Here is a 22002-nt window from a genome sequence, read left to right as displayed (position 1 = left end):
TCATGACCGCGAACGCTCTGCATGATCTCTGGTTCGGCTTTGGCGTTGCCTTCCAGGGCTCCAACCTGATGTGGTCCTTCTTCGGCGTGCTGATGGGAAACCTGATTGGCGTGCTGCCCGGCATGGGCGCGCTGTCGGCCATTTCCATCCTGCTGCCGCTGACCTATGCCATGCACCCGGTACCCGCCATCCTGATGCTGGCGGGGATCTTCTATGGCTCGCAATATGGCGGCGCCATCGGCGCGATCCTGCTCAACCTGCCCTCGCACCCGCCGCATGCGGTCACCTGCCTGGACGGCTATCCGATGACGCGCGCCGGCAAGGGCGGCACGGCGCTGGGCATCACCATGATCTGCTCATTCTTCGCCGCGTCGGTGGGCATCATCGTGATGATCTTCGCCTCGCCGCTGCTCACCGAGATTTCCTTCAAGTTTGGCCCAACCGAGATCTTCTCGATCATGCTGCTGGGCTTGCTGGCAGGCTCCACCATGTCGCGCGGCTCACCGCTGAAAGGCGTGGCAATGACCCTGTTCGGCCTGATCTGCGGCTGTGTCGGCACCGACGTGAACAGCGGCACCTTCCGCCTGGCGATGAACATCCCCGAGCTTAGCGACGGGCTGGAACTGGTCGCCATCGCCATGGGCCTGTTCGGCGTGGCGGACTTCCTGCTCAATGTCAACCGGATGAGCGTGATCGCCAGCAAGGCCAAGCTGCGCATCCGCGACATGCGGCCCAGCCTGGCCGAGCTCAAGACCGCCTTCTGGCCCATGGTGCGAGGCACCGCGGTAGGCACTGTGTTCGGCGCCATGCCCGGGACCGGCCCCACCATCACGACCTTCGTCGCCTATGCCCTGGAGCGCAAGATCTCCAAGACGCCGGAGAAGTTCGGCACGGGCATGATCGCAGGTGTCGCCGGGCCGGAAGCCTCCGCGCACTCCAAGACGCAGGTCGATTTCATCCCCACCATGAGCCTCGGCATTCCGGGCGACGCCGTGATGGCGCTGATCCTGGGCGCGCTGATGATCCAGGGCATCGCCCCGGGGCCGCAGCTGATCAGCGATCACCCCGACATCTTCTGGGGCCTGATCGCCAGCTTCTGGATTGGCAACCTGCTGCTGATCGTGCTGAACGTCCCGCTGATCGGCGTGTGGGTCAAGCTGCTGCAGGTGCCCTACCGCTACCTGTTCCCCTCAGCCATGTTCTTCATCGTGGTCGGCGTGTTCAGCACGCAGAACAGCCTGTTCGAGATCTGGGAAGTACTGGCGTTCGGTGTCATCGGGGCAGTGCTCATGTGGCTCGGGTTCTCGGTGGCGCCCATCCTGCTGGGCTTCGTGCTCGGGCCGATGGTGGAAGAGAACTTCCGCCGCTCGCTGCTGCTGTCGCGCGGCGACATGATGGTGTTCGTGCATCGCCCGATCAGCTGCGTCTTCGTCGTGCTGTCAGCCCTGCTGCTGACCGGGGTCACCTACTCCGCGTGGCGAGCCAGCCGCGGCGCAGGCAAAGGGACCGTGCTTGCCGGCGGCGAGCTTGCCGTCAACGAGTAGCCACGACGCAAGCCTGCACCGACGCGGCTAGCCCGGGAAAGGATAGTCCGCGTCGAACGCCGCGAAACGCGCCTGCAGGAACTCGATCAGGCGGCGCTGCCGGTAAGACGGAAATCGGCTCTGCAGGAACACCAGCTGCAGCGGCACGCTGTCCTGGTACCACTCGGGAAACAGCAGCACCAGGCGGGCGGCGCTGACGTCGGCCGCGACATCGAACCAGCTTTTGAAAGCGATGCCATGGCCCGCCAGCGCCCAGTCGCGCACCACCGCGCCATCATCGCTGGTGCGCCGTCCGTTCGCCTCCACTTCCAGCCGGGACTGGCGCGAGCGAAACGGCCAGCGCATGCGCGCCTGCCCGCCCGGCGCCAGGCATAGCATCTGGTGCTGCGCCAGCGCCTCGGGCGACGCGGGCGTGCCGCAACGCGCCAGGTACGCCGGCGCGGCCACCGCCACGCGGCGCGTCAGCGCAAGCTGCCGGCGCACCAGTCCCGAATCCTCCAGCCAGCCCAGCCGCACCGCCAGGTCGACATTGCTGCGATACAGGTCGGCAAGCGTATCGCCGATGGACAGCTCAAGCGAAAGCTGCGGATGCGCCACCAGGAAATCGTCCAGCCAGCCACGCAACAAGGCGCGCCCCAGGTCGGCGGGCGCCGACAGCCGTAGCGGCCCGGCCAGTTCCTCGCGCTGCTCCGCCAGTGCGCCCTCGCCCTCCTCCAGCGCCGCCAATGCCTTGCGCGCTGCCTCCAGGAACACCCGCCCCTCCTCGGTCAGGCGCATGCGGCGGGTGGTGCGAGCGAACAGGCGTGCGCTCAGGCGTTGCTCCAGGCGAATCAGGGCCGCGCTGGCGGTGGCGGCGGTCCGGTCCAGTTCGCGCGCGGCCGCGGAGAGGTTTTCAAGCTCGGCCGTGCGGACAAAGAGTTTCAGGTCGTCTAGGGAGTACATTCAAAGCAGGTTTGATAACCATAGTTCTTGTGACATGATTATCAAACTGCACTAGCACAGTAGCAAGTGTGCATTCGCGAGGGGGGCGTCTCGCTCCGGTAGCCCCCATATGATCCACGAGTGCTTCCGGAGGATCCAACTATGCAAGTCTTCAAATGGGGCGACAGCCTGGCTATCCGCTTGCCCAATGAATTGGCGGACGTGCTTGATCTGCATGAAGGCGACGACTTCGAAGTCGTCGTTCGCAACCGTGATGTGCTCCTGGTACTGAACAAGCCTGGCAGGGCCGCCCATCTGGCCAAGCTCCGGCAGTTCCGGGGGCGCCTGCCGCCCGATTTCAGGTTTGACAGGGACGATGCCAACACGCGCGCATCAGGTACGCATTGCTGAGAGTCATCATGCAGGGCGACGTGATCGCCATGGGCATGCCGCCGGTATCCATGAAACCGGGCGACAGGATCGAAATCGATATCGGAGGCATTGGTGGACGAGCGCTTGAGGCGCGCATCACCTCAAAGGCGCCCCGCCAGCTCCGCGGCCGCTTCCTCGTCGGTGCGCTCGAAGCGCAGCGGCGTCACCGAAACGGCGCCACGGCCGACCACCACCGCCTCGCTGTCGTCGGTGTCCGGCTGCGGGCCGCGCGAGAACTGCAGCCAGTGATACGGGATGCCGCGCGGGTCGACATGGGCCCGCACGGCAAGATCCTTGACAAGGCCAACGCCCTGGCGGGTGACGGTGAGCGGGCCGGCGGACCCGGGCTCCACATCGGGGAAGTTGACGTTCAGGCAGGCCTGCTGGTTCCAGCCGGCGGCAAGCAGGCGGCGGATCACGCCGGGGGCCAGCGCGCGCGCCGTTTCCCAGCGCACCGCGTTGCGATCGGTGAAGGCCTGGCTCAGCGCAATGGCCGGGATGCCCAGCAGCACGCCGGTCATGGCGGCGCCCACGGTGCCAGAGAACACGGTTTCGAGGCCGAGGTTGGCGCCACGGTTGATGCCCGACAGGACCAGGCTCGGCGGGGTGTCGGCCATCAGGTGCCGGGCGGCCATGACGACGCAGTCGCCCGGGGTGCCGCTCACGCCAAAGCGGCGCTCGCCCTGCTGGCTGATGCGCAGCGGCGCGTGCAGGCTCAGTGAGTGCGAGGTGCCGCTCTGGTCATGCTCGGGCGCGACTATCCAGACCTCGCGCGCCAGCGTTGCCGCCACGGCTTCGAGCACGGCCAGCCCGGGGGCGTCGATGCCGTCATCGTTGGTGAGGAGTACGCGTTCCAATAAGGGTTCGGACATGGTGATAGAGGACCGTAGGTTGACGAATGCTGCGCTGCCTTGCGCGGCACGCTGCGTGCGGCATGGCAGCCGGGGCTAACGCCAGACTATAAACCGAAGCCGTGACGGTTCGGCCACGCGTTGCCGGATTTGCCAAGACAGGACGGCATCGGGCGACTAGCCTGCAGCCCATTGTCGATCATTGCCGCGCCCGCGCGCCGCCGGCGCGCTGAAACACCATGCCCTCATCCCGCTTCAGCGTCCCCGCTTCGGCCGCCTGGTTGTCCAGCCTGGCTTTTGTCCTGATCTGGTCGACCGGATTCATCGTGGGCCGGGCCATCGTGCCCGTGGCCCAGCCCAGCCTGTTCCTGCTGGCCCGCTTCTCCCTGGCGGCCGTACTGTTCGCAGCTGTGGCCGTGGCCGGCGCAGCGCGCTGGCCAGCGCTGCGCGAAGTGCCGCGGCACTTGCTGGCGGGCGCGCTCCTGCACGGCAGCTACCTGGGCGGCGGTTACTGGGCCATCGCGCATGGCCTTGCGCCGTCGGCCATGGCCTTGCTCGGTGCATTGCAACCGCTGCTGACCGCGCTGCTGGCAATCCCGCTGCTGGGGGAGTTTCCGTCCCGGCAGGGCTGGGGCGGGCTTGCACTGGGCTCCCTGGGCGTAGTATTGGTGGTGGCACCCGCCACCCTGGCCAGCGCACCCAGCCCCGTTTCGCCGTGGGTGGTACTGGTGGCGGTCATCTCCATCCTCTCCATCACCATGGGCACGATCCTGCAGAAAACCTCGATTGCCGCGGCCGACCTGCGCGCCAGCATGGCCTGGCAGAACGTGGGCGGTGCCCTGGTGGCCGGCGCGCTGGCATGGCTGCTGGGCGAGTCGCACTGGCAGCCGGGCATGGCGCTTTGGTCCGCACTGGCCTGGGCCACGCTGGTGCTGTCGGGCCTGGGCACCTATCTGCTGGTGCGCATCGTCAGGCGCGGGCAGGCTGCCACCGCCGCGTCGCTGATGTTCCTGGCGCCGCCGCTGGCGGCGCTGCAGGCCTGGCTGCTGTTTGGCGACAAGCTCGGGGTCCTGCAGTTACTTGGCCTGCTCGTTGCCGGCATTGGGGTCTGGCTATGCCAGGCCGCCCAGGGCGCCGGGATCCCTCGCAAAACCCGCCATGCCGCCGCACGATGACGATGCTGTGCTGCTAGCCCAGGCGGGCCGGCCGGCGCCGCTGGTGGAGACCCGCGTCTACCAGCCAGAACGGGAGTGGCATCGCCATGACTACCATCAGGTCTTGTTCGGACTGGACGGTGCCTGCGAGCTGGAAATCGGCGGCCACCTGCACCGGCTCGATCCCTGCGGCGGGCTGATCGTGCCCGCCGGGGAGCGTCACGACTTCCTTGGGCTGGCCGACAACCGGCAGTTGGTGCTGGACATTCCGCCGGGCTCGCTCGCGTTGCCGGCCGCGCTGATGGACCGGCCCAAAGCGTTTGCCATCACGGACGGCTGGAGCGAACGCGTGCGGCGCCTGGCTACGCTGCCTCAGGCAACCAGCTCCCGGCAACATCACTGGCAACTGGCCGCTACTCTTGCCGCCGACCTGGCGCAGGCGTTGGGCGTGGGCGGCCAAGCCCAGCCCACGCATTTTCCGCTGGCGCAAATCGACGCCTACCTGCGCCAGCACCTGGACGCGCCACTGCGGGCCGACCAGCTCGCGGCGCAGTTCGGCTGGAGCGTGCGGCGCTTCCATACCCTGTTCTGCGACGCCTTTGGCGATACGCCGCATCGCTACCAGACACGCCTGCGGCTGGACCAGGCCGCGCGCCTGCTGGCGGACCGGGCCCAGCCGCTGGCGGATATCTCGCTGGCCCTAGGCTTTCCCGACCAGACCACCTTTACGCGCAGCTTCACCCAGCGCTTCGGCATGCCACCGGGGGCATGGCGCGCGGGCCTCGGGCTGGCGAACATCGCCTTGCCGGCATCGCGCTAGCGCGCGAGCGGCGGTCCAGCACCAGGGCTAAGTCCCCCCTGCGTTGCCTTTCCATGCAGTACCCTGCGCGTGCCGTGATGCGGGTGTGGCACGCGCAAGCGCGCCGGCCACGCTAGAATTACCCCCGGACCATCAACCGCCAGGGGAGCAGGATGTCAGACGCGCTTGCCACACCCAGCAGGACCAGCGAGGCGAGCACCGAGGCCAAGGCCGCCGCCGTGGTCGCTGCCCTCGCCAAGGCCGAGATCGACCAGGCCGACCATGCCATGCGCAACTGGACCGACCCCGAGCCCGGGCCGATCCGCATCGGCTCGCCGCAGCATTTGCGCATGTTCTGCAATATGCTGCTGCAAACCCACAACCCCTACAAACCCGCCGTCATCGATTGGCCCAGGCTTGACCCGGATGCCTTGCACCGGGTGACCTCGCTGCCGATATGGGATATCGCGGTACAGACCGAAGGCCGTGCCTCCGTGCGGGTGCAGGCCTTCGCCGATACCGTGACCGCCCCCCTGCTGCGCAGCGCGCTGGAAATGGATGGTGGCGAGGAGGCACGCCACAAGGTGGTGCTGTCGAAACTGGTAGAAGCCTACGGCATCGCCCTGGCACCCGAGCCTGAGTACCGCCCGCCGGCTGACGTGGAGTGGGGCTGGCTGGTCACAGGCTACAGCGAGTGCATCGATAGTTTTTTTGCCTTTGGCCTGTTTGCCGCGGCCAAGCGCTCAGGCTTCTTCCCCGTGGAACTGGTGGAAACGTTCGAGCCGGTCATCCAGGAGGAAGGCCGCCATATCCTGTTCTTCGTCAACTGGGCGGCATGGTATCGCCGCAACCTGCCCTGGTGGCGGCGCCCGCTTTACACGCTCAAGGTGATGCGGGTGTGGGCCTTCCTGATCTGGGAGCGCGTCGGCATTGCGCGCGGCATCGATGCCGACGGCGTGGCCAAGGACGCCAATTTCCCCATGAACAGCACGTCCTCGCTAGCCGAAGCCCTGTCGCCGCGGGCGATGATCGAGCTTTGCCTGGCCGAGAACGACCGCCGCATGGCCGGCTACGATCCGCGCCTGCTGCGCCCTGAAACCGTGCCCAAAGTTGCCCGGCTTGCCCGGCGCCTGTTGCGCTGATGCGTGATGCGCTGATGCCGTCGCTGCCCTACCCATCCTGTCCTGGAGTTTTTTGAGATGTTTGTGTTGTCCCTGATCTCGCTCGCCATCTGGTGCGTGCTGCTTGCCGGCCGTGCCGGCTTCTGGCGAGTGCGCAAGCCCGGCCCCGCGCCCGCGCCCGCGCAATGGCCTGAGGTGGTTGCCATCATCCCGGCTCGCAACGAAGCGGACGTGATTGGCGGCGCCGTGGCCAGCGTGCTGGGCCAGGACTATCCGGCAGCGCTGCGGCTGGTGGTGGTGGATGACCATAGTACCGACGGCACCGCCGACCTCGCGCGCAGCGCCGCGGCAGCGCTGGGCAAGGCGGATGCGCTGACCGTGATCACAGCGCGCGACCTGCCGGCCGGCTGGAGCGGCAAGGTCTGGGCGCAGTCCGAAGGCCTCGCAGCCGCTGACAAGGCAGCGTCCGGAGCCGGCTGGGTATGGCTGACGGACGCAGACATCCACCACGGCAATAGCGTGCTGGCCCGGTTGGTGGCGCGTGCCGCGCACGAGCAGCGGGACCTGGTGTCGTTGATGGTGCGGCTGCGCTGCGCATCGTGGTGGGAGCGCCTGATCGTCCCGGCCTTTGTGTTCTTCTTTGCCAAGCTCTACCCGTTTGCGCGAGTGAACAATCCGCGCAGCGGCGTGGCGGCGGCCGCCGGCGGCTGCATGCTGGCGCGCCGTACCGCGCTGGCCCGCATTGGCGGATTTGCCGCGATCCGGGGCGAACTGATCGATGACTGCAGCCTGGCCGCCTGCATCAAGCAAGGCGGCTCGATCCGCCTTGACCTGGCCGACGACAGCATTTCCGTGCGTCCCTACGATGACTGGCGCAGCCTGTGGGACATGATTGCCCGCAGCGCCTACACCCAATTGCATTACTCGCCGCTGCTGCTGGCCGGCGCCGTGGCCGGCATGGTCCTCACCTACCTGGCGCCGCCCTTGCTGGCGCTCGGCGGCGGCCTGCGGCTGTGGCCGGCATGGGCCGCCTGGCTGGCCATGGCGCTGGCCTACGTGCCCATGCTGCGTGAATACCGCCAGCCGCTCTGGCTGGCCCCCCTGCTGCCGGTGACGGCGTTGTTCTACCTCGGCGCCACGGTCGACTCCGCGCGCCGCTACTGGCTGCGCAAAGGCGGCCAGTGGAAGGGACGCGCGCAGGCGCCCCAACGGGGCTGACCGTCGGGGCTTAACCCATTAACCCAGGTAGCCAGCGCTACGGAACCAGTCGAGCGCTTCGCTCAGCCCTTGTTGATATGGCCGCGCCTGGTAGCCTAGCGCCAGGCGGGCTTTCTCCGAGCTGAAGAACATCCGGTACTTCGACATCGACAGGCCGTCCGCTGTCAGGAAAGGCTCCTTGCCGGTCATGCGCGCCACCGCTTCCGCCGCGTAGGCGAGCGGGTAAAGCGGCCAGCGCGGCAAGCGCATGGTTGGGGCGCGCCGCCCCGTCATGGCAGCAATATCGGCCAGCATCTGTTGCAGGCCCACGTCCTGCCCGCCGAGGATGTAGCGTTCGCCGGTCACGCCGCGCGCCAGCGCCTGCATATGGCCTTCGGCCACGTCGTCCACATGCACCAGGTTGAGGCCGGTATCGACGAAGGCGGGAATCTTGCCGGTGGCGGCCTCTACGATGATGCGGCCCGTGGGCGTGGGCCGCACGTCACGCGGGCCGATCGGCGTGGAGGGGTTGACGATCACGGCAGGAAGCCCGTCGCGGGCCACCATGCGCTCCACCACGCGTTCGGCCAGCACCTTGCTGCGCTTGTAGGCGCCAATCGCCTCATGGCCGGCCATGGCGGCCTCTTCGGTCACCGGCGCGGTGGCGCCCGCGACGCGCAAGGTAGCCACGCTGCTGGTGTAGACGATGCGCTCGACCCCGCAAGCTAGTGCCGCACCCATCACCGTCTCGGTGCCAGCCACATTGGTGCGCACGATTTCCTCGGGATCCGGCGCCCACAGCCGGTAGTCCGCCGCCACGTGGAAGAGATAGCGCACCCCTCGGAGCGCGCTTTCCATGGCGCGCGCGTCGCGCATGTCGCCCTCGGCGATCTCCACGGGCAGGCCCTCCAGGTTGCGGCGCGGGCTGCCGGCGCGTACCATCGCCCGTACGCGAAAACCGCGCGCCAGTGCCTGCCGCGCCACTGCCGAGCCGAGAAAGCCGGATGCGCCCGTTACCAGGACGTAGTCCCCTGAACTCATTTCACCCACCGAAAAACCCTCAAAGTGTTGCTGGCTGTAGCCAGGTGCCAGGCAAAGGTTGCCGCACCGGTATATAGTAACCACCGTATGACGGGAAAGTGATTCCGGAATATCAACTTATGCTGAACCCGTTGACTGGGTCGGGGGGCCTATCTTTATGCAGGTGATTCTTGCTCAACCCCGCGGTTTTTGTGCTGGTGTGGTGCGCGCGATCGAGATTGTAGACCGTGCCCTCGTCAAACACGGAGCCCCGGTGTTCGTGCGACACGAAATCGTGCACAACAAGCACGTGGTCGAAGGGTTGAGACGCAAGGGCGCGCAATTTGTGGAAGAACTGGACGAAGTGCCGACCGGCGCCGTCACCATCTTCAGCGCGCATGGTGTCTCCAAGGATGTCGAGAGCGATGCCAGGACCCGCCAGCTGCACTCGATCGACGCGACCTGCCCGCTGGTGATCAAGGTCCACACCCAGGGGCGTCAGTACGCCGCCAGTGGCCGCACCGTGATCCTGATCGGCCATGCCGGCCATCCGGAGGTCGAGGGCACGATGGGGCAAATTCCCGGCAAGGTAATCCTGGTGCAGAGCGAGGCGGAAGTCGCACTGCTCGACCTGCCCGCAGACACCCCGGTTGCCTACGTGACCCAGACTACGCTCAGCGTGGACGACACACGTAATATAATTGCCGCCCTGAGCCGGCGTTTTGCCAATCTGGTCGGGCCGGATACGCGTGACATCTGCTACGCCACGCAAAACCGCCAAAGCGCCGTGCGCGAGCTCTCCAAGCAGGTGGAAGTGATCCTTGTGATCGGCGCCACCAATAGTTCCAACTCCAACCGCCTGCGTGAAATCGGCACGGAGAGCGGTGTGCCCAGCTATTTGATTGCCGATGGCAGCGAACTGAACCCCGAGTGGGTGCGCGGCGTCGAAGTCGTTGGGATCACGGCCGGCGCCTCCGCCCCCGAGGAAATGGTCAAGGACGTGATCGCCACGTTGCGCCAGCTCGGCCCGGTGGACGTATCGGTCATGGATGGCCGCGAGGAACACGCCGAATTCCGCTTGCCAGCCGAGCTGGCCGATCCGTCGCCGCGCAGGCAGGCAGCCGGCACGGCCACCGCCGAAGCCGCGCCGCAGCCGGACCCGCAAACCGCCGCTGGCTAACGCCCGGGCGCCCCTATAACAAGGAAGTACATTTTGGCCATTCCCTTTTTGCAGGTTGCCCGCGTGGGCGCCTATGTCGTCAAGCAGCACCTCTCGGGCAACAAGCGCTATCCGCTCGCGCTGATGCTCGAGCCGCTGTTCCGCTGCAACCTGGCCTGTAACGGCTGCGGCAAGATCGACTATCCGGATCCCATCCTGAACCAGCGCCTGTCCATCGAGCAGTGCCTGGGCGCGGTCGACGAATGCGGCGCACCGGTGGTGTCCATTGCCGGTGGCGAGCCGCTGCTGCACAAGGACATGCCCACCATCGTCAAGGGCATCATTGCGCGCCGCAAGTTTGTGTACCTGTGCACCAATGCGCTGCTGATGGAAAAGAAACTGGACCAGTACGAGCCGAGCCCGTACTTCGTCTGGTCGGTGCACCTGGACGGCGACCGCGAGATGCACGACCGCTCGGTGAGCCAGGAAGGCGTGTACGACCGTTGCGTCGAAGCCATCGCCGCGGCCAAGAAGCGCGGCTTCCGCGTCAACATCAACTGCACGCTGTTCAACGATGCCGAGCCGGAAAAGGTCGCCCGCTTCTTCGACTCCGTGAAGGCCATGGGCGTGGACGGCATCACCGTCTCGCCGGGCTACGCCTACGAGCGCGCGCCCGACCAGCAGCACTTCCTGAACCGCGGCAAGACCCGCCAGCTGTTCCGCGACATCCTGTCGCGCGGCCGCGCCGGCAAGAACTGGGCGTTCAGCCAGTCCACGCTGTTCCTGGATTTCCTGGCCGGCAACCAGACCTACAAGTGCACGCCCTGGGGCAATCCGGCGCGCACCGTGTTCGGCTGGCAGCGTCCGTGCTACCTGCTGGGCGAAGGCTACGTCGACACCTTCAAGGAACTGATGGAAGGCACCGACTGGGACGCCTATGGCGTGGGCCACTACGAGAAGTGTGCCGACTGCATGGTCCATAGCGGCTTTGAGGCCACCGCGGTAGCGGACACCATCGCGCACCCGCTCAAGGCCTTGGGCGTGAGCCTGCGCGGCGTGCGTACGTCGGGCCCGATGGCACCGGATATCGACCTGACCCAGCAGCGCCCGGCCGAGTACGTGTTCTCGAAGCACGTGGAGATCAAGCTCGAAGAGATCGGCCGCGCGAAGCCTTCCAAAGCAGCCAACGACGCCGCGGCACGCAAGGCCGCTGCGCACTAAGCCGAAGGCCAGCCAGCAAAAAGGCTCGCCCCCGGGTACCGCGCGTACCCGGGGGCGAGCCTTTTGTGTCTGGCGTTGTCGCTGACGCGCTGGCTCAGGCCCGGCGCTCAGGCGTCGGCGGACTGGCGTGCGTTGTGGTTGGCCAGGTACTTGAGCAGGCCGTCGATGCCGTTGCGCGCGACGATATCGGCGAACTGGCGGCGGTACACCTCGATCAGCCAGGCGCCCATCATGTTGATGTCGTAGATCTTCCAGCCGTTGCCGCTGCGCTGCAGGCGGTAATCGATCTGCATTTCATCGCCGTTGTTCAGCACGCGTGTCTCCACCACGACATCCGTGGCGCCGCTGGCGGCCAGCGTCGGCTTGTAGCTGAACTTCACGTTCTGCTCGCGCAGTTGCGACAGCGAGACCGCGTAGCTGCGCACCAGCAAGGTCTGGAACTGCTCGTACAGCTGCTTTTGCTGCTCGGGCGTGGCATTGCGCCAGGCGCTGCCGACCGCCAGCCGGGTGGTGCGCTCAAAATCGGCGTACGGCAGGAACTGGCGCTGCACGACCGCGGTGATCTTGGCGAGGTCGCCGTTGCGGGTGTCGGGGCTGGACTGGATGGTGCCGATCACGCCCTCGACCGCCGCACGTACCAGGCGGTCCGGCGAGGACCTGTCAACCGTTTGCGCTTGCGCGGGGCAAACCATGGCCACTGCGGCAAGCGGAACGAGGGGGATGAGGGGAACGAGGGCCTGGAAAGCAATACCGTGTTTCTTCATGCGAATTTGGACCTGAAAATGCCAGTCGGTTCGCCGCCGGCAACGCCCGGCAGACTTGCCAGGAAAATCAAACAGGAAATGCGCCGCGCTGCGCCGCTGCAGGGCTGCAGCCCGGTCCGCGCGCACGTGCCGGGGCAGTATAGCGTACCGGCGCGCGCGCTCCGCGCAGCGCCACACCGCGCCGTCCCGTTATACTCGCGGCTGCCACTTTGCGCCCTGCTTTGCGCCTTTGACTACGCGCGTCATTGCGCACCACACCGTTACTGCTCCCTATATCGCCCATGTTGACGTCGTTGGTCATCCGCATTGTCCAGTTTTCCACCCGCCGCGCATGGCCCGTCATCGCGCTGGCGTTGCTGCTGACCCTCGTCAGCGGCGCCTATGTGGCCGGCCATTTCGCCATCAATACCGATATCAGCCGCCTGCTCGAGTCGGACCAGGCCTGGGCGCGCCGCGATGCCGCCGTAAGCGCCGCGTTTCCCCAACGCGACCAGATGATCCTGGCGGTGGTACAGGCGCCGGCGCCCGAGCTGGCGAACGCCGCCGCCAATGAGCTGGCTGACGCGCTCGCCAAGCAAGGCAAGCTCTTTCGCGCCGTCAGCCAGCCCGGTGGCGGCGAATTCTTCGAACGCAACGGCCTGCTCTTCGTCGATACCGCCAAGCTGCGCGACGTTACGTCGGAGCTGACCCAGGCGCGGCCGCTCCTGAACGCGCTGGCGCACGACCCGACCCTGCGCGGCCTTTCCGATACGCTATCGACCACGCTGTCGCTGCCGCTGCAACTGGGCCAGGTCAAACTGGGCGACATAGCCAAGCTGCTCGGCAAGAGCGCGGATACGGTCGACCGGGTACTCGCTGGCAAGCCGGACGCCTTGTCCTGGACCGGGCTGGTGGATTCGAGCCAGGAGCCCACCCCGGGCCACCCCGCCACGGCGTTCGTCGCGCTCAGCCCCGTGCTTGACTACGCTGGCCTGCAGGCCGGCGCGGATGCCGCCGATGCCATCCGCGCCACGGCCACCAAGCTGGGCCTGGCACAGCGCTACGGCGCCCAGGTACGCCTGACCGGCTCGCAGGCGCTGGCCGACGACGAGTTTGCCTCGGTCAAGGAAGGCGCGGCCTTCAATGGCGCGCTGACGGTGCTGGTGGTGATCCTGATCCTGTGGCTGGCGTTGCGCTCCAAGCGCCTGATCCTGGCCGTGCTGGCCAGCCTGGCGGTCGGACTGGCCATCACCGCGGCCCTCGGGCTGGCCATGGTGGGCGCGCTCAACATGATCTCCGTGGCCTTTGCCGTGCTGTTTGTCGGCCTGGGCGTGGATTTCGGCATCCAGTTTGGCGTGCGCTACCGCGCCGAGCGCCATGTGCATACCGATATCCCGGACGCGCTGGCCAGCACGGCGCGGGCAGTCGGCGTGCCGCTGGCGCTGGCCGCGGCTTCCACCGCGGCGGCCTTCTTCTGCTTCCTGCCCACCAACTATCGCGGCGTGGCCGAGCTGGGCCAGATCGCCGGCGTGGGCATGCTGGTGGCGTTCCTCACCACCATCACGCTGTTGCCCGCCCTGATCACCGTGTTCCGCCCGAAGGACGAAGTGGGACGGGTCGAAGTGCCTGGCTTTAAATGGCTGGCGCCCGCCGACGATTTCTTCGAGCGCAATCGCAAGCGCGTACTGCTTGCAACCGGCGCCCTGATTCTGGCGGGGTCGCCGCTGCTGATGCACCTGCGCTTCGACTTCGATCCGCTGCACCTCAAGGATCCGCATTCCGAGTCGATGGCCACCTTGCTCTCGCTCAAGGACGCGCCCCAGGCAGGCACCGACAACGTCAGCGTGCTGGCGCCCTCGCTGGCCGCCGCGCAGGACGCCGCCGCCCGCCTGGCAGCGCTGCCGGAAGTCTCGCGCGCCGTCACGCTGCAGACCTTCATCCCCGACGACCAGCCAGCGCGGCTCGCCTTGATCGCCGCCGCTTCGGCCAGCCTGATGCCGGTGTTGACGCAGGCAACGGCCACCCCTGCCAACGATGCCAGGCTAGTCAATTCGCTCAAGAACGCGGCACGCCAGCTCGCGCTTGCCGCGGACGAGCACCCCGGCCCGGGCGCCGCCGAGGCGGCGCGTCTGGCAGCCTCGCTGCGAAAACTGGCCGCCGCGGACGCGGCCACGCGCGAGCGCGCCGAGCAAGCCATCGCCCAGCCGCTGCGCCTGGCGCTGGCGCGGCTGCAGCGCGCGCTAGCGCCACAGCCGATCGCCCGCGAAACCCTGCCGCCGGCACTGGTGCGCGACTGGGTTGCCCCGGATGGCCAGGCGCTCGTCAGCGTGAGCCCCAAGCTTCCCGTCGCGGCCACGCCGGGAGACGCCTCCAGCACCGGCGACAGCGATGCGCGCGACGCCGCGCTCACGCGCTTTATCGACGCCGTCCAGCGCGTCGAGCCCACCGCGGTTGGCGGCCCGATCTCGATCCGAGGCTCCGCCGACACCATCATGACAGCCTTTGCCCAGGCCGGCGTGTGGGCCGTGCTGTCGATCACGCTGCTGCTGTGGATCACGCTGCGCCGCGTGGGTGATGTGCTGCGCACGCTGGTGCCGCTGCTGGTGTCCGCGCTGGTGACGCTGGAGCTGTGCGTGGTGTTCGGTATTCCGCTCAATTTCGCCAACGTGATCGCGCTGCCACTGCTGTTCGGCATCGGCGTGGCCTTCAAGATCTACTACGTGATCGCGTGGCGCGAGGGCAAGACCCAACTGCTGCAATCCCCGCTGACGCACGCCGTGCTGTTCAGCGCCGCCACCACCGCCGCCGCCTTCGGCAGCCTGTGGCTGTCCCAGCATCCGGGCACGGCCAGCATGGGCAAATTGCTGGCACTCGCGCTAGCATGCACGCTGGTCGGTGCCGTATTCTTTCAGCCGATCCTGATGGGGCGGCCGCGCGAGCGGTCGGCCCCCGCCACCGGTCCGGCCCATTGATGTCTCGTCTCCATAGAACAATGACTCACCCCGACTCTCGCCTCTCTCGCCTCCTGCCGGCGCTCTCTTTCTCGCTGTTGGTCACAGCCTGCGCCAGCGGCCCGCAAGCCAGCCCTGACGACCCCCTGGAGCCGCTCAACCGCGTTGTCTTCAAGGTCAACGACAAGGCCGACGAGTACGTCGCGACGCCGCTGGCCAAGGGCTACCGCGCCGTCACGCCGCAACCGGTGCGCACGGCGGTCACCAATTTCTATTCGAACCTCGCCGACGTCGGCAATACGGTCAACAACCTGCTGCAAGGCAAGGGCGTGGATGCGGCGGAAAGCTTCATGCGGGTGGCGGTGAACTCCGTGCTGGGCATTGGCGGCCTGATCGATATCGCCACGCCCGCCGGCATCGGCAAGCACTCCCAGGACTTCGGGCTGACGCTCGGCGTTTGGGGCGTGCCGGCCGGCCCGTACCTGGTCCTGCCGCTGTTCGGCCCCAGCTCGGTCCGCGACGGCGTTGGGCTGTATGTGAACTTCCAGCTGTCCCCGACCACGTGGGTGAACGATGAAGGCGTGAAGTGGGGCCTGTGGGGCCTGGGCTTCCTGGACGCACGGACCAATGCGCTTGGCGCGACCGATCTGCTGTCGCTGGCGGCGCTGGATAAGTACAGCTTTGTGCGCGATGCATACCGCCAGCGCAGGCAGTACCTGATCCAGGGCGGTGGAGGGAAGCTGCCGGACTATGAGGATACCGAAGCGCCGGCCGAAAGCGCGGCGCCTGCGCCTGGCGCACCGGGGGCGCCGGCCGCCACCCCCGCGCCTGCCGGCGCGGAAGACAAAACGCCCGAAGGCGAAGCGAAGAAGCCCTGAGCCTGGCTTGACCCTGTCTGGCTGGCTCTGGCCTTAATCCGGGCCTTAGTCCAGGCCTAAGCCAAACCCCATCCCCACCCTGCCCCTGGCGGCCAGCAGCGCAAGCCTGGCCAGCCTCGCATCCCTGCCCAGCCGGATCAGGTCCGGCACCTGTCCCGGCCCCGCCAGCAGTGCCTTGAGCAATGCCCAGATGTCGGTGCTGCCATCGGGACCCATGCCGGCCACCGCGGCGGGCGGCACTTCCCGCTGCGCGGGATCGATCACCACCCGGCAGGCGGCGAACGGCAGCCCGAATTCCTCGGCGACACGCGCCGCGATATGCGATTCCATGTCGACCGCCAGCGCACCGGTGGCCGCATGCAACGCCGTCTTGGCCGCCACCGAGGTCACAGCCTGGTCAGCGCCGGCAAGCACGCCGGAAATGGCCTCGGGCAAGGCAAGCGAAAGCGAGCGCGACCAACTGGCGTCAACGGGCCGCAATCGATTCCCATCATGGATGGCAGAGGCGACGATCACCCGGCCGGGCAACAGCGCGGGATCCAGCCCGCCGGCCACGCCAAAGCTGATCACGCCGGCGCAGGGATGCGCCAGGCGTTGCCGCAGGCCTTGCGCCAAGGCTTCGGCGCGCAGGCCGTGCAGGGTTTCAACGCCGGGGCCGGCGGCGATGCCGGCCTCGAAGCGCATGCCAGTCACCACCAGCGTGGGACCGGCATGGCGTTGCGGCAAGCTTGGCGCCGTCACATCCCCCACGCCACTGCCCGCGTGCCGTCGCGGCGCAGGTTGCGGTAGCGCGCCAGTGCCCACAGCGGGAAGAAGCGCGCGTAGCCGTGGTAGCGCAGGTAGAACACGCGGGGGAAGCCCACCGCGGTGAAGCGCGCCTCGCTCCACAGGCCGTCGGCCTGCTGCATGCGCATGAGGTAGTCCACACCACGCGCCACGGCCGGATGATCGACCTGGCCCGCGGCCATCAGGCCCAGCACCGCCCAGGCGGTTTGCGACGGCACGCTCGGCGCGGTCTCGTAGCCCTGGTAGTCGAGGCGGTAGCTGCTGCCGTCCTCGCCCCAGCCGCCGTCAGCGTTCTGGATCGAGATCAGCCAGTCGGCGGCGCGGCGCATTTCCGGCGCTTCGGGCGCCATGCCGGCCGCATTGAGCGCACACAGCGCGCTCCACGTGCCGTAGACATAGTTCGTGCCCCAGCGGCCATACCAGCTGCCGTCGGCCATCTGCTCGTCGAGCAGGTAACGCTGGGCGCGCCGGAAGGCTTCGCTGCTGGCCGCGGTCTCGCCCAGTTGCGCGAGCATCGACAGACAGCGCGCCGACACGTCGGCGGTGGGCGGATCGAGCAAGGCACCATGATCCGCGAACGGGATATTGTTCAGGTACTCATGCGTGTTCTCGGGCTCGAACGCGCCCCAGCCGCCGTTGCCGCTCTGCATGCCCGCCACCCACTCGCGCGCGCGGCTGACAGCCTCTTCGTAGCGTGAACGATGGCTGGCCGGTGCCACAGCCGGCGCGGCTGCGCCGGTGCGCGCCGCGCGGTCCATGGCCATCGCCACCACGGCGGTGTCGTCCACGTCCGGGTAATGCGGGTTGGCGTACTGGAAAGCCCAGCCGCCGGGACGCACGTCGGGGCGCCGCACGATCCAGTCGCCGCGCACGTCCAGCACCTGCAGCGGGCGCAGCCATTGCAAGCCGCGCTCAACGGCCGCCTCGGCGCGCGGGCCGCCCACTTCCAGCAAGGCGTGGCTGGCCAGCGAGGTATCCCACACCGGCGACAGGCACGGCTGGCAATAGGCCTCGTCGCCATGCACCACCAGCAGCTTCTCGATGGAGGCGCGGGCCACCGCCACATCGGGATCGGTGCGCGGCACGCCGAGCACGTCGAACATCATCACGGCATTCGCCATGGCCGGAAAGATCGCACCCAGGCCATCCTCGCCGTTCAGGCGTTCGCGCACGAACTTCTCGGCGCGGGCGATGGCGCGCGCGCGCAGGCTGCGGGGGAACAATGGCTCCGCCACGCGCAAGCCGGCGTCGAGCACACGGAACAAGCCGAACCACACGCGCTTCTGGTGCGGCGCGCGCGGGGCCAGCCGGGCTGCCTGGCATGGACGGATAAACAATTCGTCGATGCCCACGCCACGCGGATTCCTGGCCTGGGGACGCAGGCTGTTGAGCACCAGCAGCGGCACGATCACCGTGCGGGCCCAGTACGCGACCTTGGACAGGTGGAACGGGAACCACAGCGGCAGCAACATGATCTCCACCGGCATCATCGGCACCGCCTGCCACGGCATCACGCCGTACAGCGCGAGCAGCGTGCGGGTGAAGACATTGCTGGCCTCGGCGCCGCCCATCCCGTGGATGGCGGCGCGGGCACGGCGCATAGGCTCCGACTCGGTGTCGTCGCCAATCATCTTGAGCGCGAAATACGCCTTCACGCTGGCGCTGATGTCCGAGCGGCCCTGATGGAACAGCGGCCAGCCGCCATCGGCGTTCTGGATGCGGCGCAGGTAACGCGCGATACGGGCTTCCAGCACGGTATCCGGGGTCTCGCCCAGGTAGTGCACCAGCAGTACATATTCCGCCGGAATCGTGGCGTCGGCCTCCAGCTCGAACACCCAGTGGCCATCCGGCCGCTGGGTCGCCAGCATGGCGTCAAGCGCGCGGTCAAGCGTGCCCTCCAGCTCATCTTGCGCGGGCTCATTCGAATTGGGGGATAGTGCAACTTGGCTCATCGGTTTCGATGTCCTCTTTTCAACAACGCAATTACGGCAATGCCGCACGCGGCCGTCAGCGGCCTTGTGCGGCAGTCAATCGGCGGGACCACCTCAGACGAGGCCATGCCGCAGCAAAATCCATAACAATCGCGGCCGCGGCACGCGCACCCGCGCACGCGGAGCAGCCCAGCCGCGTGCCAGCAAACCCTGCAGGATCACGTGGTAGACCTCGCCCATGATGCGCGGCGAACGGACCGTGCGGCGCGGCGCCGCGTTCATGATGGCGAATGCCTGGTCGTAGTACGCCTGCGCCTGCTGCGCGACGTCCAGGCACGCGCGGCCAACGGCGGGATGCCCGACGATGGCATGCGGCGCGCCGATCGGCACGCCCGCGCCCAGCAGCGCTTCGGCCGGCAGGTACACACGGCCCAGCTCCGCGTCTTCGTCGATATCGCGCAGGATATTGGTCAATTGCAACGCGCGGCCAAGGTGATGCGCCAGCGCTACGCCGGCATCGCGCTCCATACCGAACACACGCACGGCAAGGCGCCCCACCGCACTGGCCACGCGGTCGCAATAGAGATCCAGCGTAGCGTTGTCCGGGGCGCGGATATCCGCGTGCACGTCCATGGCCATGCCATCGATGACGGCGAGGAAATCCTCCTGCTGCAAGCCGAAGCGCTGAATCTGGGCAGCCAGCCCGCGCAATGCCGCCGGCGGCGTGCCGGCATAGCACGCGGCAAGATCGGCGCGCCAGGCGTCAAGCCCGGCAAGGCGCGTGGCGCGCGGGCCATCGCCATCGGCAATATCGTCCACCGCACGGCAAAAGCCATAGATCTCGAACATCGCCTCGCGTTGCGCGGCGGGCAGGATCTTGAGGGCGGTATGGAATGAGCTGCCGGACGATACGGCATGGCCCGCTTGCGGGACGGTTTGCACTGCGATTTCTGTTCCGGCCACGTAACTCCTCGTCACGCGTTGGACCGCCGTGCTGCTTTGCTGCCTGGGCCTGGCTTGTCGCCACAGCCCGGCACGCAGCGCCAGGCGGCATGTTTGGGGTAGTGGGCGATTATACCAACTCCGGCCATGGGCTCAGGCACCAGCCGAAGAAGGGGGTTGGAGGAGGGTGTGCCGTGCAGGCCACCGCCAGCGCCACCGGGGCTGGCGCTGGCCTGGCGCGCGCGGCACCGCGTTCAGATTGGCTGGCGAGCGCCTATTTAACGCGCTGGCTGGCGCGGCGGCGCTCCATCACGAACCTGCCGCGCCTTGGATCGTAGCGCGCTATTTCGATGTAATTAGCATCGTTTAGCGGGTTGTTATCGCATTCCATGGCACCCGCGCCACTTGCTGCAGCCTGCGCGGCCAGCGCACGCTCGGCCTCGGCGGCGGCACGCATGCGGCGCAGGTCGGCCAGCACAGACGGCGAGATGCGATCGAGCAGACGGCTGGACCTTAGCTTGTTCATGGCGGCCTTCCTCGAAGGGATGGCGCCAGTGTAGGCCCGTGGCACGGCCGTTTAATGTGCCCTGGACCACGCACCGGAGCATTTTTTGCGCCGTGGCTGGCGCGCGAGCCACTCCGGTGCCGCCAGCCGGCAGGCAGGAAACGTGCTCAGAACCCCAGCGGATAGCCGTCCTTGCGGTGATCCGAAGCCGCCGCGTAGCCATCCTCCAGGCGCATCGCGATCTGCGCGCCGCCGAATTCGAGGTTGCCCTGCGGCGCCACGTCCACCTTGTGGCCGCGCGCGCGCAAGCCTTCCACGGTGGCGGCCGGGCAATTCCACTCCACCGCGATGGTGGCGTTGTCGTCCAGCACGCGCCAGCGAGGCGCATCGCACGCGGCTTGCGGGTTCTGTCCGAAATCCGCGAGCCGGCTGGCCATTTGCAGGTGGCCTTGCGCCTGCATCGAGCCGCCCATCACGCCGAAGCTGGCCAGCGGCACGCCCTTGCGCATCAGGAAGCCAGGGATGATGGTGTGGAACGGCCGCTTGCCAGGGCTCACCTGGTTGGGGTGGCCCGGCTTGAGATTGAAGCCCCAGCCACGGTTATGCAGCGCAATGCCGGTGCCGGGCACGACCACGCCGGAGCCGAAGCCTTTGAAGTTGGACTGGATGTACGACACCATCATGCCGCTCTTGTCCGCCGTGGTCAGGTACACGGTGCCGCCGCTGTGGGGCTTGCCCGGGCCGGCTGCCGCCGCGCGCTCCGGGTCGATGGCCTTGGCGCGGCTGGCCAGGTAGGCGCGATCGAGCAGGTGGGCGGCCTGCACCTCGGTCATTGCCGTAGGGTCGCCCACATACGCGTGCAGATCGGCAAACGCCAGCTTCATGGCTTCCACCTGCACATGGATAGCGGCGGCGGAGTCCACGCCCATTGCCGCGACATCGAAATGCTCCAGCATGCCCAGCGCCATCAGCGCGCCGATGCCCTGCCCGTTCGGGCCGATCTCGAACAACTCCAGGTCGCGATAGGACATGCTGATCGGCTGGACCCAGTCAGCGCGATGGGCGGCCAGGTCGGCCTCGGTGATCAGCCCGCCAGTGGCGCGCGCATGCGCGGCGATACGGCCGGCCAGCTCACCGTGATAGAAATCGTCGCCCTTGGTCTGGGCGATGCGCGCCAGCGTCTGCGCCTGGCCCGCGCAGATGAAGCGCTCGCCCGGCAGCGGCGCGCGCCCGTTCGGCGCGAAGGCGTCGGCAAAGCCCGGCTTGTCGATCAGCACGGGCACCTGCGCCTGCCACTGGCGGTGCACGGTGTGCGAGACCAGGAACCCGTTGCGCGCGTATTCCAGCGCGGGCTCGAAGAGCTCGGCAAACGGCAGGCTGCCGAACTTTTCCCAGGTGGCGCGCCAGCCGGAAACGGCGCCAGGCACGGTCACGGTGTCCCAGCCATTGACCGGCATGCTGCCGTAGCGCGAGAAATACTCGGGCGTCCACGCCGCCGGCGCCCGTCCACTGGCGTTCAAGCCATGCAGCTCCTTGCCATCCCAGATCAGCGCAAAGGCATCGCCGCCGATCCCGTTCATACACGGCTCGACCACGGTCAGCGCGATCGCCGTGGCCAGCGCCGCGTCCACGGCGTTGCCGCCGCGGGCCAGCATGCGTAGGCCTGCCGCGGCCGCCAGCGGCTGCGAGGTGGCCACCACGTTGTCGGCCAGCACGGGCACGCGTTGCGAAGGATAGGGGAAATTCCAGAAATTGGTCATGGCTTTGCGAGGCTCCGAGGGTTGGGGGTTCTGGCCAGCGGCTTGCACGGCAGCGCCGGCCAGATGCGTTTGTGCTTTGTTCTTGCG

At 67.7% G+C, this 22002-nt stretch carries 19 protein-coding genes; 10 read left to right on the top strand and 9 right to left on the bottom strand.

Features of this window, described 5'->3' with window-relative positions; translation table 11 throughout:
• Positions 1–2: 2 nt before the first annotated feature.
• Positions 3–1544, top strand: a complete 1542-nt coding sequence (locus AC1RQC_RS36490) for a tripartite tricarboxylate transporter permease (protein WP_492372997.1) — start codon at positions 3–5, stop codon at positions 1542–1544.
• A 27-nt stretch (positions 1545–1571) separates the two neighbouring features.
• Here AC1RQC_RS36490 and AC1RQC_RS36485 read toward each other — a convergent pair whose 3' ends face one another.
• Complete coding sequence (locus AC1RQC_RS36485) at positions 1572–2486, bottom strand: LysR family transcriptional regulator (protein WP_492814105.1); 915 nt, start codon at positions 2484–2486, stop codon at positions 1572–1574.
• A gap of 141 nt (positions 2487–2627) precedes the next feature.
• Here AC1RQC_RS36485 and AC1RQC_RS36480 point away from each other — a divergent pair, with 141 nt between their 5' ends.
• The gene (locus AC1RQC_RS36480; protein ID WP_492372999.1) at positions 2628–2876 is read left to right on the top strand and encodes an AbrB/MazE/SpoVT family DNA-binding domain-containing protein; all 249 of its coding nucleotides are present in this window, start codon (positions 2628–2630) and stop codon (positions 2874–2876) included.
• A gap of 122 nt (positions 2877–2998) precedes the next feature.
• Here AC1RQC_RS36480 and surE read toward each other — a convergent pair whose 3' ends face one another.
• Positions 2999–3769: a 5'/3'-nucleotidase SurE gene (gene surE, locus AC1RQC_RS36475; RefSeq protein ID WP_492886356.1), complete on the bottom strand. Its 771-nt coding sequence runs from the start codon at positions 3767–3769 to the stop codon at positions 2999–3001.
• Between the two features lie 218 nt (positions 3770–3987).
• On the opposite strand from surE, the gene AC1RQC_RS36470 reads away from it, so the two are divergent.
• The 4 genes from AC1RQC_RS36470 to AC1RQC_RS36455 all read left to right on the top strand — a co-directional run bounded on the left by AC1RQC_RS36470 (position 3988) and on the right by AC1RQC_RS36455 (position 8040).
• A complete protein-coding gene (locus tag AC1RQC_RS36470; protein ID WP_492373001.1) occupies positions 3988–4923 on the top strand; it encodes a DMT family transporter in 936 nt (311 codons plus the stop codon).
• Positions 4907–5722, top strand: coding sequence for a helix-turn-helix transcriptional regulator (locus AC1RQC_RS36465; RefSeq protein WP_492373002.1), 816 nt, complete (start codon positions 4907–4909; stop codon positions 5720–5722). Before AC1RQC_RS36470 ends, AC1RQC_RS36465 begins: the two co-directional genes overlap by 17 nt.
• 152 nt (positions 5723–5874) lie before the next feature.
• On the top strand, positions 5875–6843 hold the full coding sequence (locus tag AC1RQC_RS36460) for a ferritin-like domain-containing protein (protein ID WP_492373003.1): 969 nt from the start codon (positions 5875–5877) through the stop codon (positions 6841–6843).
• Positions 6844–6900: 57 nt separating this feature from the next.
• Positions 6901–8040 (top strand): glycosyltransferase, encoded by a 1140-nt coding sequence (locus tag AC1RQC_RS36455; protein ID WP_492886354.1) that lies wholly within the window; start codon positions 6901–6903, stop codon positions 8038–8040.
• 18 nt (positions 8041–8058) lie between these two features.
• Here the strand turns inward: AC1RQC_RS36455 and hpnA are convergent, their stop codons facing one another.
• The gene (hpnA, locus tag AC1RQC_RS36450; RefSeq protein ID WP_492373005.1) at positions 8059–9060 is read right to left on the bottom strand and encodes a hopanoid-associated sugar epimerase; all 1002 of its coding nucleotides are present in this window, start codon (positions 9058–9060) and stop codon (positions 8059–8061) included.
• 157 nt (positions 9061–9217) lie between these two features.
• On the opposite strand from hpnA, the gene ispH reads away from it, so the two are divergent.
• Together ispH and hpnH are read left to right on the top strand one after the other, a co-directional pair.
• A complete protein-coding gene (gene ispH, locus AC1RQC_RS36445) occupies positions 9218–10219 on the top strand; it encodes a 4-hydroxy-3-methylbut-2-enyl diphosphate reductase (RefSeq protein ID WP_492373006.1) in 1002 nt (333 codons plus the stop codon).
• 33 nt (positions 10220–10252) lie between these two features.
• Positions 10253–11419, top strand: a complete 1167-nt coding sequence (gene hpnH / locus AC1RQC_RS36440; protein ID WP_492373007.1) for an adenosyl-hopene transferase HpnH — start codon at positions 10253–10255, stop codon at positions 11417–11419.
• A gap of 107 nt (positions 11420–11526) precedes the next feature.
• On the opposite strand, the gene AC1RQC_RS36435 is transcribed toward hpnH, so the two are convergent.
• Positions 11527–12183 carry an MlaC/ttg2D family ABC transporter substrate-binding protein gene (locus tag AC1RQC_RS36435; RefSeq protein WP_492373008.1) on the bottom strand — a complete coding sequence of 219 codons (657 nt, stop codon included), beginning with the start codon at positions 12181–12183 and terminating at the stop codon, positions 11527–11529.
• A 281-nt stretch (positions 12184–12464) separates the two neighbouring features.
• Between AC1RQC_RS36435 and hpnN the strand changes: the two genes are divergently transcribed.
• Together hpnN and AC1RQC_RS36425 are read left to right on the top strand one after the other, a co-directional pair.
• Complete coding sequence (hpnN, locus tag AC1RQC_RS36430; RefSeq protein WP_492886352.1) at positions 12465–15134, top strand: hopanoid transporter HpnN; 2670 nt, start codon at positions 12465–12467, stop codon at positions 15132–15134.
• 20 nt (positions 15135–15154) lie between these two features.
• Positions 15155–15991, top strand: a complete 837-nt coding sequence (locus tag AC1RQC_RS36425) for an MlaA family lipoprotein (RefSeq protein WP_492886350.1) — start codon at positions 15155–15157, stop codon at positions 15989–15991.
• Between the two features lie 45 nt (positions 15992–16036).
• Here the strand turns inward: AC1RQC_RS36425 and AC1RQC_RS36420 are convergent, their stop codons facing one another.
• The 5 genes from AC1RQC_RS36420 to AC1RQC_RS36400 form a co-directional block, all read right to left on the bottom strand.
• Positions 16037–16717, bottom strand: coding sequence for a phosphorylase (locus AC1RQC_RS36420; RefSeq protein ID WP_492373011.1), 681 nt, complete (start codon positions 16715–16717; stop codon positions 16037–16039).
• A gap of 11 nt (positions 16718–16728) precedes the next feature.
• Positions 16729–18729 (bottom strand): squalene--hopene cyclase, encoded by a 2001-nt coding sequence (gene shc, locus AC1RQC_RS36415; RefSeq protein ID WP_492886348.1) that lies wholly within the window; start codon positions 18727–18729, stop codon positions 16729–16731.
• Positions 18730–18822: 93 nt separating this feature from the next.
• Positions 18823–19671: a presqualene diphosphate synthase HpnD gene (hpnD, locus tag AC1RQC_RS36410; protein ID WP_492373013.1), complete on the bottom strand. Its 849-nt coding sequence runs from the start codon at positions 19669–19671 to the stop codon at positions 18823–18825.
• 253 nt (positions 19672–19924) lie between these two features.
• Entirely contained in the window at positions 19925–20176 is a 252-nt protein-coding gene (locus AC1RQC_RS36405) for a hypothetical protein (RefSeq protein WP_492814118.1), read from the bottom strand.
• Between the two features lie 146 nt (positions 20177–20322).
• Positions 20323–21915 carry a gamma-glutamyltransferase family protein gene (locus AC1RQC_RS36400; protein ID WP_492886346.1) on the bottom strand — a complete coding sequence of 531 codons (1593 nt, stop codon included), beginning with the start codon at positions 21913–21915 and terminating at the stop codon, positions 20323–20325.
• Positions 21916–22002: the final 87 nt, after the last annotated feature.

Source organism: Cupriavidus sp. GW822-FHT03E04 (assembly GCF_058801495.1).
Note: the sequence above shows the minus strand (reverse complement) of the source record. Positions and strands in the feature narration are given on the sequence as shown.

Coding starts and splice junctions, on each gene's coding strand:
- AC1RQC_RS36490 (WP_492372997.1), top strand. CDS start 3: ATGACCGCGAACGCTCTGCATGATCTCTGGTTCGGCTTTGGCGTTGCC.
- AC1RQC_RS36485 (WP_492814105.1), bottom strand. CDS start 2,486: ATGTACTCCCTAGACGACCTGAAACTCTTTGTCCGCACGGCCGAGCTT.
- AC1RQC_RS36480 (WP_492372999.1), top strand. CDS start 2,628: ATGCAAGTCTTCAAATGGGGCGACAGCCTGGCTATCCGCTTGCCCAAT.
- surE (WP_492886356.1), bottom strand. CDS start 3,769: ATGTCCGAACCCTTATTGGAACGCGTACTCCTCACCAACGATGACGGC.
- AC1RQC_RS36470 (WP_492373001.1), top strand. CDS start 3,988: ATGCCCTCATCCCGCTTCAGCGTCCCCGCTTCGGCCGCCTGGTTGTCC.
- AC1RQC_RS36465 (WP_492373002.1), top strand. CDS start 4,907: ATGCCGCCGCACGATGACGATGCTGTGCTGCTAGCCCAGGCGGGCCGG.
- AC1RQC_RS36460 (WP_492373003.1), top strand. CDS start 5,875: ATGTCAGACGCGCTTGCCACACCCAGCAGGACCAGCGAGGCGAGCACC.
- AC1RQC_RS36455 (WP_492886354.1), top strand. CDS start 6,901: ATGTTTGTGTTGTCCCTGATCTCGCTCGCCATCTGGTGCGTGCTGCTT.
- hpnA (WP_492373005.1), bottom strand. CDS start 9,060: ATGAGTTCAGGGGACTACGTCCTGGTAACGGGCGCATCCGGCTTTCTC.
- ispH (WP_492373006.1), top strand. CDS start 9,218: ATGCAGGTGATTCTTGCTCAACCCCGCGGTTTTTGTGCTGGTGTGGTG.
- AC1RQC_RS36435 (WP_492373008.1), bottom strand. CDS start 12,183: ATGAAGAAACACGGTATTGCTTTCCAGGCCCTCGTTCCCCTCATCCCC.
- hpnN (WP_492886352.1), top strand. CDS start 12,465: ATGTTGACGTCGTTGGTCATCCGCATTGTCCAGTTTTCCACCCGCCGC.
- AC1RQC_RS36425 (WP_492886350.1), top strand. CDS start 15,155: ATGACTCACCCCGACTCTCGCCTCTCTCGCCTCCTGCCGGCGCTCTCT.
- shc (WP_492886348.1), bottom strand. CDS start 18,729: ATGAGCCAAGTTGCACTATCCCCCAATTCGAATGAGCCCGCGCAAGAT.
- AC1RQC_RS36405 (WP_492814118.1), bottom strand. CDS start 20,176: ATGAACAAGCTAAGGTCCAGCCGTCTGCTCGATCGCATCTCGCCGTCT.
- AC1RQC_RS36400 (WP_492886346.1), bottom strand. CDS start 21,915: ATGACCAATTTCTGGAATTTCCCCTATCCTTCGCAACGCGTGCCCGTG.